Source organism: Paracoccus alkanivorans (assembly GCF_003697785.1).
In the GTDB taxonomy this organism is placed as follows: domain Bacteria; phylum Pseudomonadota; class Alphaproteobacteria; order Rhodobacterales; family Rhodobacteraceae; genus Paracoccus; species Paracoccus alkanivorans.
This window is the reverse complement of the sequence record NZ_QOKZ01000001.1, coordinates 23,754-37,602: the sequence shown is the minus strand read 5'-3', so window position 1 is coordinate 37,602 and position 13,849 is coordinate 23,754. Positions and strand designations below refer to the sequence as shown.

Here is a 13,849-nt window from a genome sequence, read left to right as displayed (position 1 = left end):
CATGTGCTGGATATGGCCGGAGGCCACGGAGGAGCCCGATCTGATGCAGCGCAAGCCCGATAGTCGCTTTGACGGGTCCGTTGGTAACGACACTTCCATACCGAAAGGCGGTGAATATCCCGACATCGTCAGGCTGGCCGCGTGGCTGACGGTTGCCGCACTGGTCATAGCAGGTCTTTATCTTGGCCGGGAAGTCCTGATCCCGTTGGCGATCGCGTTCCTGATCAGTTTCGCGCTTGGCCCGCTTGTCGTCCGGCTGGTTCGGATCGGCCTCCCGCGTGTGTTGGCGGTAATTGCCGTGATGGCAACGCTCGGCCTGTTCGTGGGTGGGCTGGGTCTGCTTGTGGGCTCCCAGGTGCAGAGCCTGAGTGCGCAATTGCCGACATATCAGACGACGATCCGCTCGAAGATTTCAGATCTTTCCGAGCAGATGAAGGGGCCGGGCCTTTTCGACGGTGCCATGGAGACTGTCGATACCGTCAAGAAAGAGGTGACCGAAGCGGTCGACGAAGAAGAGACGGACACGGCGCCCCCTCCTGAAAGGGTGCGGATCGTCCCGCCCCAGACAGCCCCTTTCGAGGCCGCTTTGGAATGGCTGGGTCCGGTATTGGCGCCTTTGGCAACAGCCGGGATCGTTTTGGTCTTCGTGTTCCTTGCCCTGCTTGACCGGGGCGATCTGCGGGATCGAATGCTGCAATTGCTGGGTGGAAATCTCTACCGCTCTACGGATGCACTGGAAGAGGCAAGCGCACGGATATCCAAATACCTGCTGATGCAGCTTCTGGTGAATGTCAGCTACGGCATTCCCATGGCGCTCGGTCTATGGGTCATCGGGGTGCCGGGATGGATCCTTTGGGGGACATTGGCGGCACTGATGCGGTTCATTCCATATGTCGGGCCGATCCTCGCCGCGATTTTCCCGATCAGCCTTGCCTTCGCCGTCGATCCCGGTTGGGAGATGGTGATATGGGCAATCGCCCTGATCGTCTTTCTGGAACTGGTCAGCAACAATATCGTCGAGCCGCTGCTTTACGGCACCAGCACCGGGCTGTCGGCGATGTCGTTGATTGCGGCCGCGACATTCTGGACGGCGCTCTGGGGGCCGGTCGGCCTGATCCTCTCGACGCCGCTGACCGTCTGCCTGCTGGTGATCGGGCGGAACATTCCCTACCTCGGGTTTCTGGAAACCCTGCTTGGCTCCGCGCCTGCGCTTGACGTGCCGACGCGTGTCTATCAACGGCTGATCGCCGATGATCCGGATGAGGCGCTGGACATCGTCAATGACACGATCGGCGATGGCGGAGTGGCTGAATTCTACAACGCGCATGGCATCGATATACTACGCCGGGCTAGTGAGGATTATTACGGCAATGCCCGCGCAGAGCATCGGCTGCGGATCGCCAATAGCATGGACCTGGTATTGGACGATCTGCGGGAGGAATATCCGGCTGCCATCACGCCGGGTGCCGTGCCCAGGGTTGCCTGTATCGGCGGCAAATGGGAAATCGACAGCGCCGCTTGCGAGATGCTAGTCCATGCGTTGGGATTGTCGGAGATCGCGGCGGTGAAGCATCCGGCGGGAACGGTGACAGCGCGCTACCTGGACGAGCTTGCCCTGGAAGATATCGAAATTGTCTGCCTGAGTTATTTCAGCCGGGATGCCGAGGCATCGAGCCGGACATTCTGCCGCCGCCTGCGTCATCGTTGGCCGCAACTCAGGATCGTGCTGGCATTGTGGAATGCCTCCGATGCACAGCTTGCGGACGACAGGATCGCGGCTGTGGGCGCAGATGAGGCTGTTACCTCGGTCAACGAGGCGGTGGAACGGATCCGGTTCCTGCTCAGACCAGAGGAAACAATTGAGGCGCAAATGGCGGAAACGCCGGAGAATGATGCGGCGCGGGTTCGGACACTGGAAGCGACCGGAGTTCTCGACGGGCATAATCGTGCCAAGCTCGATACGCTGGCTGTCCGGGCAGCCAATGTATTCCGGGTCGAAATGGCAATGATTTCGGCCATCGACGCCGATCGCGAAGTTATCATTGGCCAGAATACGGAGCTTCCGGGCGAGCTGACCGGGGACGGCACCAACAGGATCACCATGCCTCGCAGTGAAGCAATCTGCGATCACGTCGTGGCATCCGGCGAGACATTGATGATCGAGGATACCGAGCGGGAGCCACGCTTTGCAGATCATCCGGCCGTTCGGCTTTGGGGCGCGCGTTTCTATGCAGGGGCACCGCTGACGACTGCCGATGGTGAGGTTCTGGGGGCATTATGCCTGCTGGACAGTTCTCCACGAAAATTTGCCAAGGAAGAGCTGGAACTGCTGGGTTCCATCGCTGCGGATGTGGTCTCGGTCATCACGGGCGAAAAGGCGATGGAGCCGGCACCTGCGGGACAGGACGAGGAAACATCATCGACCATCGGTCAAAGAGTGCCTGAATGATGAAGTGCTATGAGATCGATGAAACAGGAACCCGCTGTCCAGTTCCTGTCGGTGCCGCATCACATCGACAGGATGGGGTTTCTGGTTCCGGCAGGAACGGAGAGGTCTTGCAGATGGAGATGAGTCACAACGTCGATCCGGCGGCATGGCTCACTCAGACCCTGCAGCGCATCGCCAATCAATGGCCGAGCTCAAATATCTAAGCTCTCATGCCATGGAATTACAAAGCCTGAACGGGCCAATTCTTTCCGCTTACAAAAGAAGAGCAGCTACCGGCATGGCTGATGATGTGCTATCTCTCTATGGGCTGGTAGCTAGGTTGGCGGGTTTCCTGCGCAGAAATGCTAAATGTTCCGCCGGGGGCTGCTGATCCCGTCTGGAGCAACAGAGGGTGGTCGACTGTAGGACTTCGCATGTTGAGATGATTGCGAGCCCCCGCAGCCATCTCAACTTGCGATCCATGATCGCGCAGGTCAGCCGCCCGATCCGGGCGGCTTTTTGCTTCCGCAAGTTCAGATTTGAGCGCCCTCCGGCCACCATCATATCCGGCGAAGCGCCCTCTGAGGCACTGATGCGGCCGGTTCATATAGTGTGAATAGCACTATGGCTTGGCATGCCTCGCACTGGGCCGATCTCGTCGAACGAGACGAATGCTAGCGTCAGGTTTCGTGACCTCTGGCAACCAGCGCCAGTCCGCGTATCGATCGCCGGTTCGGCGAAGGTGCGTATATCGTTTCAGCGACACCCACGATCTGTGTCCGGACACTGCTGCAACATGAGGAATGTTTCGGCCAAGCTCAAAAAGTCTCGAGACGCCATCGTGCCGCAGATCTTGAAAGTGTAGGTCCTTGATTTCAAGTAGCCGAGTGGCACGGGTGAACGCAGCACTAATAGCATCCGTAGAGTAGGGGAATATCCGATCTGAAGCTGCCGGCATTGCCTCAATGATGGCGGCTGCCTGTTCCGGCAGATCGCACCAGATGTCGTTGCCAATTTTCTCTCCAGGACTCCTCATGTCTCGTACAAGTACACGAGCGCCTTCCCTGTCGAAGTCATGCCATGTGATACGCGTTATCTCCTCCTGGCGCCTCGTAGAGAATATCGCAAATGCGATGACGCGATGCATGCGCACTGATGTCGGGCGCCTTTGGGATCTTTCTTGGAAGTGGCACATCAGGAGGTTGAGTTCTTCGAGTGTTGGGCGACGATCGCGCTGTCTACTCTTTTGCGTAAGCCCGAGCTTCTTGGACACCTTCTAGGCGTCGTCCATCGCTTGCGGATCGAGGAGACCGCCCCAGGCAGGTCGGGCAATTGAGAAGATCGCCCCAAGGTGCGACATGTAGTTCGCAGCTGTTTGCGGTTGTGCCCCAGAGTCAAGCTTTTGCCGTGCAAACCCGACGATATCGGCGCTCGTGATTTCAGAGCAGCTCTTGTCGCCTATGTCGAAAGTCTTGATTGCCCGCAGCACCTGTGCCTTCGTTCTGCCAATCTGCCAATCTGCCAATCTGCCAATCTGCCAATCTGCCAATCTGCCAATCTGCCTTTTGCTCTCCTCGATATATTTATCGATGGCGTCCGCAAGCGTCGGATTGCGCTTCTTCCCCTTCTGGCCGGAAAGTTCGTGGAGGGCCTCCGGTTTCGCGAGCTCCTTTTCCCGCTTTTCGATCCATGCCGAGGCAACCGACCGGCGCTCAAACGTCTTGTTCTCGCGCCAGACGCTTTTTCCTTGTCTGGTGATGGAGATTTGAGCGAGCCAAGCCGTGGAGCCACCTTTTCGGCGACGCTTGATGATGGTACCCATGAAGCTACAACTTTTCCTGCGGTGCTACAGCAAATGTTGTAAGCCATACCAAAAAAAACGGGCGCAAGCGGAAACATACAGAACTAGGGTCGAACGCGATGTTCGGTGTCGCACCAATTAGGCCGAGGCCGACTGGCCGCGGAGATGAGGGGGTAGGGTTTCCGTAACCTGCTGTGCCTGGTAGCAGTATAGTTATCGAAGCCCGTTTCAGTAAAAGGTCAGGTTGAACGGCCGGATCGCCGCTCCCATCGCTGCGGCATCAGAGCCGATCTCGGAGACGATCAGCTTTGGATGCGGCCGTGAAACGCCATAGCGCGGTTTGCCGAAAAGCCTTGTTCGCCGGATCAGCATTTCTGCCAGTTCCGGCGGTACCTCGCCGCCGAATACGATTGCTTGCGGGTCGAAGATGGCCCAGATGGCGTTGACGAGACGGTTATAGGCTGGGGTGACCTCTTCCACCCACTCAGCCAATCCCGGCCAGTTCGGATCAAAATTTTCGCGGAGTATGCTGATCGTCGGCAACGTCGTTCCGTTGCGCTTGAGCGCCTCCATCAGCAGCTGCAGCGCGGGGCGCCGAAGCACCTCTTCCTCGTCAAACATCTGCGAGAATTCACCTGCATTCCCGTTTCCGCCGTCCAGAAGTGCGCCGTCGCAAATCAGGCCACCGCCAAACCCGTAATTGAAGCTGAGATAGGCGAAGTTCTTGACGTATCGGCCGATGCCAAACATCGCCTCGGCGATTGCTCCCGATTTGCCGCCGTTTATGGTCCAGACCGGCTTGCCGAAATGCTCTGCCAAAAGCGGGCCGAGTTCGATCAGGGACCATTCATGCAGGGGTAACGTGGCGTTGTAGCGTGTCCCCGCAATATGGAAGCCTGCAATGGCGAGGCCTATGCCGAAAAAGGCGCGCTCATGAAGTTGTAATTTCGCCTGGCGTTTAGCGATGAAAGTGCTGATCAGGTCGAGACATTCGCGCATCGGGCGCCGCCAGAGCGTGAAACTGTCCTGTGCCAGAATCTTGCCCGCCAGGTCGATCATGCAGATGTCGATGATATCACTATTGACCGAGATGCCGACGCAATAGGCGTGGGCTCCGTTCAGATACAGCATCGGGCTTGGTTGCCCGCTGCCAAGGCCCTGTTTGGGATCACCGAATATGATCAGGCCGCGTTCTGCCAACGCGTCGAGAATACGGTGCACCGATTGCTGCGACAGATCCGATAGCGCCGTCAACTCGGATCGCGACAGGCCCGGATGCAGCCAGATCGCCCGCAGCAGGTTTCGCTCATTGCCCGAGACGACATCATCATCCGCGGCCCGCAAGAAATGCGGCGCGATCAGCGCGTTGGGTGAATAAGTCATGACCGCTCCTTCGGACTGTCACATCCTTTGTGTAATTCCCGGCGGGCTCAAGGCAATCGAAAAGAACAGTTTCCAGGAATTCTGGTGCGTTAGTCACCGCATTGTCACACATAAAGTGTAATAATGCTTCGAATCCACATGGTCACGTCCAAGCGTGATGTTCAACCAAGGTGACATGACATGAAGCGTCCCATTCTGATGGCTCTCGGCCTGCTGACATTCAGCATAGCGACAGCCCAAGCGGCAGATATCGAGTTCTGGTATGGAAATACCGGCAATGTGGAGGAGGCAATCCAGAAGCAATGCGCGGATTTCAACTCGGCGCAAAGCGATCATCAAATCACCTGCGTAGGCCAGGGCAGCTATGAGGTCGGCATGCAAAAGGCGATCGCCGCCTATCGCGCAAAACGTCACCCGGTCCTGATCCAGTTCTTCGATGCGGGTACGCTGGATATCATGTTGTCGGATGCCGTCGTTCCCGTTGAAGACATCCTGCCCGAGGTTGATTGGGACGGCTATATCGCAGGAGCCCGCAGCTATTACGAGACATCGGCCGGCAAGCTCTTCGCCCAACCCTACAATTCCTCGACGCTGTTGTTCTACACCAACAAGACGCAGCTTGAAGAAGCCGGCGTGACCGAGACACCCGAGACTTGGGAGGAGATCATTGGCGCCGCGCGTAAACTGAAAGAGAGTGGCCATGCCTGCCCCTTCGTGACCGACGGCGATACTTGGCGCGTGCTCGAACAGTTCTCGGCCCGCCACGCCCTGCCGATCGCCTCGAAGCACAATGGTTATGACGGCCTGGATGCCGAATATGCCTTCAACACCACCTTCGCTGCCAAGCATCTCTCCAATCTGGTCGAGTGGCGCAAGGAGGGGCTGGTCCGGCTTGCGACAGACACCAGGGCGGGCGACTACACGGCCGCCTTCAATGCCGGTGAATGTGCGATGATGGAGCAGTCCTCGGGCAGCTATGCGGCCGCCAAGGAGGCGTTTGGCGAAACATACGAACTGACTGCAGCAATGGCTCCGATGTATGAAGGGCATGAGCGTCACAATACTTTCGTGGGCGGCGCCTCGATCTATGTGATGAAGGGTCATGATGAGGCCGAGATCGAGGCGGCCAAGGCTTTCCTCGATTTCCTGCGCCAGCCGGAACAGCAAATGTTCTTCACCGCAGCCACGGGCTATGTTCCGGTCACGAATGATGCGCTGGATGCCATCACCGCAAGTGGCGAGGCTGACAGTCCGAAGTACCTGACGGCCAAGATCGGCGTTGAATCGATGAATCAGCCGGGTACGCCAGACACGCGCGGCATCCGGTTGGGCTTCTATGTCCAGTTCCGCGAGATATTCATGGAGGAAACGCAAAAGGCCTGGGCCGGCGACCAGACCATGCAGATCGCACTGGACAATGCCGCCTCACGTGGAAACGAGTTGCTGCGCCGCTTCCAGCAGACTTACCGCAACGTGCAACTCCCCTGATCCGCCGCCGTCACGTAGGGGCGGGCCTGGCTCGCCCCGCGCATCTCCTTTGTCGCGGAACTGTTCATGACCTCTGACTCTGCACGCTTCGGTCATCGCTGGCTGCCTATCTTGCTGGTCCTGCCACTGATGATCCTGATCCTGCTGTTTTTCTACGCGCCGGTCATCCAGGCCTTCTACTGGTCATTTTTTCTGGAACAGCCCTTCGGCGGTGGATCGCAATTCGTGGGCTTCGACAATTTCTCGCGCGTGCTCGCCGATCCCGAATTCTGGCGCGCAACCTGGCGCACATTGATCTTCATGGTTACAGCCTCGGCCTTGGCGGTCGTCCTGCCATTGGTGCTGGCGATTGCCGCGGATCGCCAGATCAGGCTCTCGCCGGTCGCCCGCAATGTTCTTGTCTGGCCAAAAGGAGTCGCCGGAGCATCGATCGGTGTTGTCTTTGCCTTTATCTTCAATCCGTTCGTTGGAATCCTCGCGCCGCTCAACAACTGGTTTCCCGGCCTCTGGGCACCGGGACTCGACGGGGTGGACGCTTTCATAACCTTGATCGTTGCCCATGTCTGGAGCGGGATACCCTTTAATTTCGTGATCCTTCTGGCCGGGCTTCGCGCGGTGCCGCATACGCTGTACCAAGCGGCGGCGCTGGACGGCGCCGGCCCGTGGCGGCGTATCCGCGACCTGCAGTTACCGCTGATCGCACCGCAGCTCTTCCTCACGCTGGTACTGGAATTCACCGAAAGCATCACCTCGGTCTTCGCCCTGATCGATACGATTACCAAAGGAGGGCCGGGCGGCGCCACCACCCTGCTGGTCTACAAGATCTATGCTGATGGCTTCCGCGGCTATGATCTGTCTGGGGCCTCGACCCAGACCGTGATGCTGATGATCTTCGTCGTTCTGCTCGCGGGTTGCCAGTTCGCCTTCCTCGGTCGTCGCATCAATTACGAGCGTTGAGTCATGATCGAAAACGCCCGTTCAATCAATATTGCAGCCTCGGTGATCCTGGCAATCGGGATCGTCTATATCCTGGGGCCGCTTTATCTGGCCCTGACCACTGCCAGCCATAGCTATCAGGAGACGTTGCAGAATGGCCTGACATGGCTGCCCGGTGACGACCTGGCCGACAACATTCGCCGGCTGTGGGTTGAAACGAGAATTCCGCAGCAAATGGCGAACAGCCTGATCGTGGCGCTTGGCAATGCCGCCCTGACCTGCGTTCTGTCCTTTCTCACCGCCTATGCGCTGGTCTGGTTCCGGATCCGCTGGGCCAGCGTGGTTTTCGCGCTGATCCTCGCAACCATCATGCTGCCCTTGGATATCCGCGTCATCACCACTTATCAGGTGGCGGCCAATATCCTGTCTCCTGTCAATGCACTCCTCGACCTCACTGGGTTAAACAGTCTGATCAGCCGATTCTTCGGCGCTCCGGTGCAGTTGGAACTAAGCATTCTTGACACGCATATCGGCCTGATTGTCCCACTGGTTGCGCACGGCACGGGCACTTTCCTGTTCCGCCAGTTCTTCCTGACCTTGCCCCGCGATCTGTTCAAGGCGGCACGCATGGATGGCGCGGGCCCCCTGCGCTTCATCTGGGACATCCTGCTGCCGCTGTCGCGCACCAGTGTCGCCGCATTGTTCGTGCTGACCTTTCTCAGCGGTTGGACTCAGTATTTGTGGCCATTGGTCGGAGCCTCGACACCCGAAATGCAAACCGCCGTGGTGGGGCTGGCGCGGCTGATGCCCGACAATGACGGCCGCATGCCCGATTTCCCGCTGATGATGGCGGGTGCGGTGATCGTCTCGCTGATCCCGTTGCTGATGATCGCGCTTTTGCAGCGATTTCTGGTCCGCGGCCTCGTCCTGACGGAGAAATGACAATGAATGCGATCGACCCCATCCATGCCGAAGCGCAAGGTATCCGCCTGTCGGGTGTAACAAAATCCTACGATGCGAAAGCCGTCACCATCCCGCCGATGGATATCGAAATGCGCGCGGGCGAGTTCACCGTCATTCTCGGCCCTTCGGGTTGCGGCAAGTCGACATTGCTGCAGATGATCGCCGGGCTTGAGCGTGTCACCGGCGGCACGATCTCCATCGGCGGGCGCGAGGTGCAGGATCTGGAACCCAAGGAGCGTGGCCTCGCCATGGTGTTTCAGAACTATGCGCTTTACCCGCATATGACCGTGGCTCAGAATATCGGCTACAGCCTGCGGGTGGCCGGTATACAACGGGCGGAACGCGACGCGCGGGTCAAGGCGGTGGCCCGGATGCTTGGGCTGGCGGATTTCCTGCACCGCAAGCCCGGACAGCTTTCCGGTGGGCAGCGTCAGCGTGTGGCGATCGGCCGTGCCATCATTCGCGAACCGGGCGTGTTGCTATTCGACGAGCCGCTGTCGAATCTGGACGCACAGTTGCGCCAGGACATGCGGCTGGAACTGGCCGAGTTGCATCACCGTATCGGCGCGACCAGCATCTTTGTCACGCATGACCAGGTCGAGGCGATGACGCTGGCAGACCGCATCCTGATTCTGAACAAGGGTCGGGTCGAGCAGTTCGACACACCGAAGACGATCTATTCTCGCCCCGCCTCAATCTTCGTGGCGAAGTTCATCGGCGCTCCGCCGATGAACATCCTGCCCGTTTCGGGCGATGGGAGGGCATTGCGGTTCGGCAACGGTAAGGTGTTCGCCGCCAGCCCGTTGAAAGGCGAATTTCTGCTTGGCATCCGCCCGGAGAGTATCGTCCTTGATCGCCATGGTCCGATCCGGGCCCAACTGCGCCACCGGGAGGATCTGGGGTCTCATATGATCCTGACTGCGGCGTTCGATCTGGTGGATCTGCGCATCGCTCTGCCTTTTGGGTCGGCGGAACCGCAGCAAAGCGACCTGCATCTGCATTTCCCTCGGGAATGCCTGCATCTCTTCGATGTCGAGGGGCGGCGTATCGAGGCGGATTTTCATTTGGAATATGCGAATTGACTTATCTGGAACGGCTCACAGCGCGAGACTGTCTTGTCATTGCTCATCGCGGCATCTGGCAGGATGCCCCCGAGAACAGCCTTGCTGCCATTGAGCAAGCCATTCGTGACGGGCATGACGTGGTTGAAATCGACATTCGTCGCACCAGGGACGGCGTGTTGGTTCTCATGCATGATGAGACGTTGTTACGCACGTCCGGCATTGCGCTGGCAGTCGACGAACTTGTGAAAAGCGATCTGACCCATCTGCCGCTGCTGAAGCGCCCGGATCTGCCAAGCACGGAAACCGTTCCTTCGCTTGGCGATGCGTTGTCACTGTGCCGGGGACGGATACTGGTTCATCTGGATGCAAAGGACCGCTCGGCTCTCCCGGATATCATTGCTTGTGCGACCGATCTGGGAATGGCGGAGCAGGTCGATATCTGGGGTGATCTGCGTTCCGACCGCGATCTGGCCTGGTTCCGCGAAATGGTGCCGCCTGGCATGACAAAGATCGCCCGTATCTGGCTGGACGCTTCCGATGTTCACGCGCAGCTGAATCGCCTCTTCGCGCTGGCTCCACCGATATGCGAACTGCGTTTCAGCAGTCTCGAACAAGTCGCGATGTTTGCCCCGCAAGCAAGGCGGGCCGGAATCGCGCTCATGGTCAACACGCTCGATACCGTTGCCTGCGCCGGGTTTGGCGACGGTGCGGCCATGCTTGACCCGGAGGCGGTATGGGGCCGGCTTCTGGATGCCGGCGTCGGCTTGATCCAGACCGATGAAGCTGCTGCCCTGCAACATTTTCTCACAATTCGTCAAACCAGGGACAAATCATGAGCTATAGGGATTTCATCCGCGATCCAGGGCGCGATTGCGCTGTTGTCGCACATCGTGGTGCCTGGCATGGCGCACCTGAAAACAGCCTTGCAGCAATCCAGCGCGCGATTGATCTTGGTATCGATATTGTCGAATTGGACATACGGCAAAGTGCCGATGGTGTATTGTTCCTGATGCATGACGCTACGCTTTCCCGCATGGCTGGGCTTGATCGTGAGGCCGAAAGCTGCACGATGGCTGAATTGCGATCTTTGCGTCTGCGGCAGGGTAACGGTGGCGAGCATCAGGAGGTAACCGATCAGCGGATCCCGACCCTGGACGAGGCACTGGAACTGATCCGCGGCCGTATTTTCGCCGACCTGGACCTGAAGGACCGCAGCCTGTTTCCCCAGGTAGCCGCTGCCGCGCGTCGATTGGACGCGGCTGATCATATCGATCTGAAGACCGAAATCGCAACTCAGACCGATCTGGACTGGGTACGAGCGCAAGACATCGATGGGATCGCTTTCATGGCGATGGCGCGTTTTACCGCAGAGAATATTCAGGACAAGCTGGCGCTTATGGCGCCGCTGGCACCATTCATGGCCGAAATTCGGTTCGATCAGCTTGACACCATCGCGGCCAATCGCGACCATTTCCGCGCGGCGGGTATGGCATTGTGGAAAAATACGCTGGATCAGGCCAATAGCGGAGGCTGGACCGATACGACCGCATTGCAGGATCCTGACCGCATTTGGGGACGTCTTGTCGATGCGGGCATTAGCTGTATCCAGACCGATCAACCTGAAGCGCTGAAGACCTACCTGAAAGGACGGAGGCAATGAACCTGGTCGATGACACTCTGCTGGACGGGTTGATGACCGATATGCGTGCTGTGGCAAAGCGCGAAATCATGCCCCGGTTTCATGCCATCATGTCGGAAAGCGCGCGCAGCAAATCCGCGCCGGACGATCTCGTGACCGATGCCGATCTTTGTGCCGAGCAGGCTTTGGGCGAAGCTCTGGTCGCACGCCTGCCCGGCATCGCTCTGGTAGGCGAGGAGGCGGTCGCCGAGGATGCGTCGATCCTCTCGCACCTGCGCGACGCGGAACTGGCGGCGCTGATCGATCCGGTGGACGGAACCTGGAACTTTGCGCATGGCATTCCGGTTTTCGGCTCCATGCTCGCTCTGGTCGCAAATGGCATGACCATTGCCGGCCTGATCCATTACCCGGTGACCGGGGATTTCGTTCTCGCACGGGTGGGGAAAGGAGCTTGGCATGTCGCAAATGACGGCAGCCGAACCCGCCTTTCCGTTGCCGCGACTCGCCCGATTGAACAGATGGCCGGTTTCATGGCCCTGAATATGATGCCGCCAGCAATGCAGGCCAATCTTTCGCCCCGCTTGACCAGGTTTCAGCAGGTCACGAACTGGCGCTGTTCGGCCTTTGAATATCGCCTGCTGGCCACCGGTGCGATGCATTTCTGCCTGACAGCCAGATTGATGCCATGGGATCATGCGGCCGGCGTACTGATCCATTCCGAGGCCGGCGGCCATGCCGCATTGCTGGACGGCACGCCCTATGCGCCGACGATCCACAGCGGACATCTTCTGCTAGCGCCGGACGTGCAAAGCTGGGAGCGTCTCGCCATCAATCTCGGAGGCGAGTACTAACGCTGACTTATTGATGGGGATATCTCGAAAAATGCTCCCCATATGATTTGGCACTGTCCCCGACTTTCACAAGAAGGGGGCGTAGCATTTCCAGAAATGTATCGCTTCCACATGCAAACCGGAGTTTTTCCTGCAGATCGACATGATCCCAGTCGATGGTATGTGAGATCCCGAGACTGCTGAGGATGAGGAGACCCGCCATCACGTCCCAGGTTGAATCTCCCAAGGCCACGTAGCCGTCAGTTTCGCCCAGCGCAACCTCAATCAGAGAGAGAGTTGTTGACCCACAGCAACGAAATGTGAAGCGCAATTCGTCTGATATATAACGGATCATCTCTATGCGATCTTTGGTGACAACAGAGGGATGCAGGCCGATCCCCACCGATGCCCGCGATAGATCGAGCGGGGGCAGAGATGGCACCGGTTTGCCGTTTAGCTGTGTCTCGACCGTCGTCCCACCGGTGAACATGAGGTTACGAACAGGGGCGTAGATCACCCCAAATATCGGCCGACGGTTATCGTACAGACCGATCGAAATTGCCCAGTTCTGACCGCCGCGCACGAAATTGAAAGTCCCGTCGATTGGATCGATGACCCAAACCAGCCCTGAGGTGCCGGTGACGTTGCCGCCTTCTTCACCATAGATTCCATCGTTCGGAAACGCTTCGCGCAAACTCGTAATCACGAATGATTCAACGTCCTTGTCCGCCGTGGTCACAGGATCGAGATGTCCCTTCCATTCGACCGGCAGGCTTGCCAGTGATCGAAAATGGGAGAGCGCAATCCTACCGGCGCTGCGCGATTTCCTCGACGCATGCCTTAATCGTTATCATGCTAGGTAACGTTCTGTTCGAATATTCCACAAAATCCCTTCCTGTTACGCATCACTATCACATGCCGTGACTGATGAATTCATCCCTCCGGCTCTCCCTCATTTGATGGAATCAAGCTGTACGACTGTAAGTCCGCGATCGGTTACAAAATCGACGCCCCAACTAACATCATCGCAGACCAGCAGTTCCATCAGCCGCGCTGCGAATGGAACTGAATGGTCCTGGGATTCTCACTTTGCTTGTCGCTGGATTCTCATCTTATCTGTCGCGCTATACCCGAGCCATGTGAACCTCTCAAACTGCAACCGCCATCGGAGAACGAAATGCCATCACGTAGGCATAAGAAAGCGAAGATGCATGAAGCTGCCAATACTATAATCTACGCAACACAGACAGTTCCCCGGGACGCCATGCTCGTAAAAGGCACCTACATGGTCTGGATCATCAAAAATTGCCGAGATCG

11 protein-coding genes and 2 pseudogenes are annotated in these 13,849 nt (G+C 58.1%); 9 read left to right on the top strand and 4 right to left on the bottom strand.

Annotation, left to right across the window (positions count from 1 at the left end):
- Nucleotide 1: 1 nt before the first annotated feature.
- Both C9E81_RS00170 and C9E81_RS23605 read left to right on the top strand, forming a co-directional pair.
- Nucleotides 2–2,449 carry an AI-2E family transporter gene (locus tag C9E81_RS00170; RefSeq protein WP_122110317.1) on the top strand — a complete coding sequence of 816 codons (2,448 nt, stop codon included), beginning with the start codon at nucleotides 2–4 and terminating at the stop codon, nucleotides 2,447–2,449.
- Nucleotides 2,450–2,523: 74 nt separating this feature from the next.
- Nucleotides 2,524–2,652, top strand: a pseudogene (locus tag C9E81_RS23605) (transposase domain-containing protein); the annotation flags it as partial.
- 398 nt (nucleotides 2,653–3,050) lie between these two features.
- On the opposite strand, the gene C9E81_RS23190 reads toward C9E81_RS23605, so the two are convergent.
- The 3 genes from C9E81_RS23190 to C9E81_RS00155 all read right to left on the bottom strand — a co-directional run bounded on the left by C9E81_RS23190 (nucleotide 3,051) and on the right by C9E81_RS00155 (nucleotide 5,612).
- The gene (locus C9E81_RS23190; RefSeq protein WP_279432693.1) at nucleotides 3,051–3,701 is read right to left on the bottom strand and encodes a tyrosine-type recombinase/integrase; all 651 of its coding nucleotides are present in this window, start codon (nucleotides 3,699–3,701) and stop codon (nucleotides 3,051–3,053) included.
- 3 nt (nucleotides 3,702–3,704) lie between these two features.
- The gene (locus C9E81_RS23185) at nucleotides 3,705–4,250 is read right to left on the bottom strand and encodes a hypothetical protein (protein WP_243698440.1); all 546 of its coding nucleotides are present in this window, start codon (nucleotides 4,248–4,250) and stop codon (nucleotides 3,705–3,707) included.
- Between the two features lie 207 nt (nucleotides 4,251–4,457).
- On the bottom strand, nucleotides 4,458–5,612 hold the full coding sequence (locus C9E81_RS00155) for an ROK family transcriptional regulator (protein WP_122110316.1): 1,155 nt from the start codon (nucleotides 5,610–5,612) through the stop codon (nucleotides 4,458–4,460).
- Nucleotides 5,613–5,792: 180 nt separating this feature from the next.
- Here C9E81_RS00155 and C9E81_RS00150 point away from each other — a divergent pair, with 180 nt between their 5' ends.
- From C9E81_RS00150 to C9E81_RS00120, 7 genes are all read left to right on the top strand, one after another.
- Nucleotides 5,793–7,100 carry an extracellular solute-binding protein gene (locus C9E81_RS00150; RefSeq protein ID WP_122110315.1) on the top strand — a complete coding sequence of 436 codons (1,308 nt, stop codon included), beginning with the start codon at nucleotides 5,793–5,795 and terminating at the stop codon, nucleotides 7,098–7,100.
- A 66-nt stretch (nucleotides 7,101–7,166) separates the two neighbouring features.
- Nucleotides 7,167–8,057: a carbohydrate ABC transporter permease gene (locus C9E81_RS00145; RefSeq protein ID WP_122110314.1), complete on the top strand. Its 891-nt coding sequence runs from the start codon at nucleotides 7,167–7,169 to the stop codon at nucleotides 8,055–8,057.
- Nucleotides 8,058–8,060: 3 nt separating this feature from the next.
- Nucleotides 8,061–8,978 carry an ABC transporter permease subunit gene (locus tag C9E81_RS00140; protein WP_122110313.1) on the top strand — a complete coding sequence of 306 codons (918 nt, stop codon included), beginning with the start codon at nucleotides 8,061–8,063 and terminating at the stop codon, nucleotides 8,976–8,978.
- A 2-nt stretch (nucleotides 8,979–8,980) separates the two neighbouring features.
- Entirely contained in the window at nucleotides 8,981–10,081 is a 1,101-nt protein-coding gene (locus C9E81_RS00135) for an ABC transporter ATP-binding protein (protein ID WP_122110312.1), read from the top strand.
- On the top strand, nucleotides 10,078–10,899 hold the full coding sequence (locus C9E81_RS00130) for a glycerophosphodiester phosphodiesterase family protein (RefSeq protein ID WP_208021060.1): 822 nt from the start codon (nucleotides 10,078–10,080) through the stop codon (nucleotides 10,897–10,899). Before C9E81_RS00135 ends, C9E81_RS00130 begins: the two co-directional genes overlap by 4 nt.
- Entirely contained in the window at nucleotides 10,896–11,723 is an 828-nt protein-coding gene (locus C9E81_RS00125; protein WP_122110310.1) for a glycerophosphodiester phosphodiesterase family protein, read from the top strand. The genes C9E81_RS00130 and C9E81_RS00125 overlap by 4 nt, the downstream gene beginning before the upstream one ends.
- Nucleotides 11,720–12,553, top strand: a complete 834-nt coding sequence (locus C9E81_RS00120) for an inositol monophosphatase family protein (protein WP_122110309.1) — start codon at nucleotides 11,720–11,722, stop codon at nucleotides 12,551–12,553. The genes C9E81_RS00125 and C9E81_RS00120 overlap by 4 nt, the downstream gene beginning before the upstream one ends.
- Nucleotides 12,554–12,560: 7 nt before the next feature.
- Here the strand turns inward: C9E81_RS00120 and C9E81_RS00115 are convergent.
- A pseudogene (locus tag C9E81_RS00115) lies at nucleotides 12,561–13,343 on the bottom strand (inositol monophosphatase family protein); the annotation flags it as partial.
- Between the last annotated feature and the right edge of the window lie 506 nt (nucleotides 13,344–13,849).

Bases quoted from the DNA above. Each gene is read 5' to 3' on its own strand.
- C9E81_RS00125 (WP_122110310.1), top strand. From the start codon at position 10,896: ATGAGCTATAGGGATTTCATCCGCGATCCAGGGCGCGATTGCGCTGTT.
- C9E81_RS00135 (WP_122110312.1), top strand. From the start codon at position 8,981: ATGAATGCGATCGACCCCATCCATGCCGAAGCGCAAGGTATCCGCCTG.
- C9E81_RS00170 (WP_122110317.1), top strand. From the start codon at position 2: ATGTGCTGGATATGGCCGGAGGCCACGGAGGAGCCCGATCTGATGCAG.
- C9E81_RS00140 (WP_122110313.1), top strand. From the start codon at position 8,061: ATGATCGAAAACGCCCGTTCAATCAATATTGCAGCCTCGGTGATCCTG.
- C9E81_RS00120 (WP_122110309.1), top strand. From the start codon at position 11,720: ATGAACCTGGTCGATGACACTCTGCTGGACGGGTTGATGACCGATATG.
- C9E81_RS00145 (WP_122110314.1), top strand. From the start codon at position 7,167: ATGACCTCTGACTCTGCACGCTTCGGTCATCGCTGGCTGCCTATCTTG.
- C9E81_RS00155 (WP_122110316.1), bottom strand. From the start codon at position 5,612: ATGACTTATTCACCCAACGCGCTGATCGCGCCGCATTTCTTGCGGGCC.
- C9E81_RS00150 (WP_122110315.1), top strand. From the start codon at position 5,793: ATGAAGCGTCCCATTCTGATGGCTCTCGGCCTGCTGACATTCAGCATA.
- C9E81_RS23185 (WP_243698440.1), bottom strand. From the start codon at position 4,250: ATGGGTACCATCATCAAGCGTCGCCGAAAAGGTGGCTCCACGGCTTGG.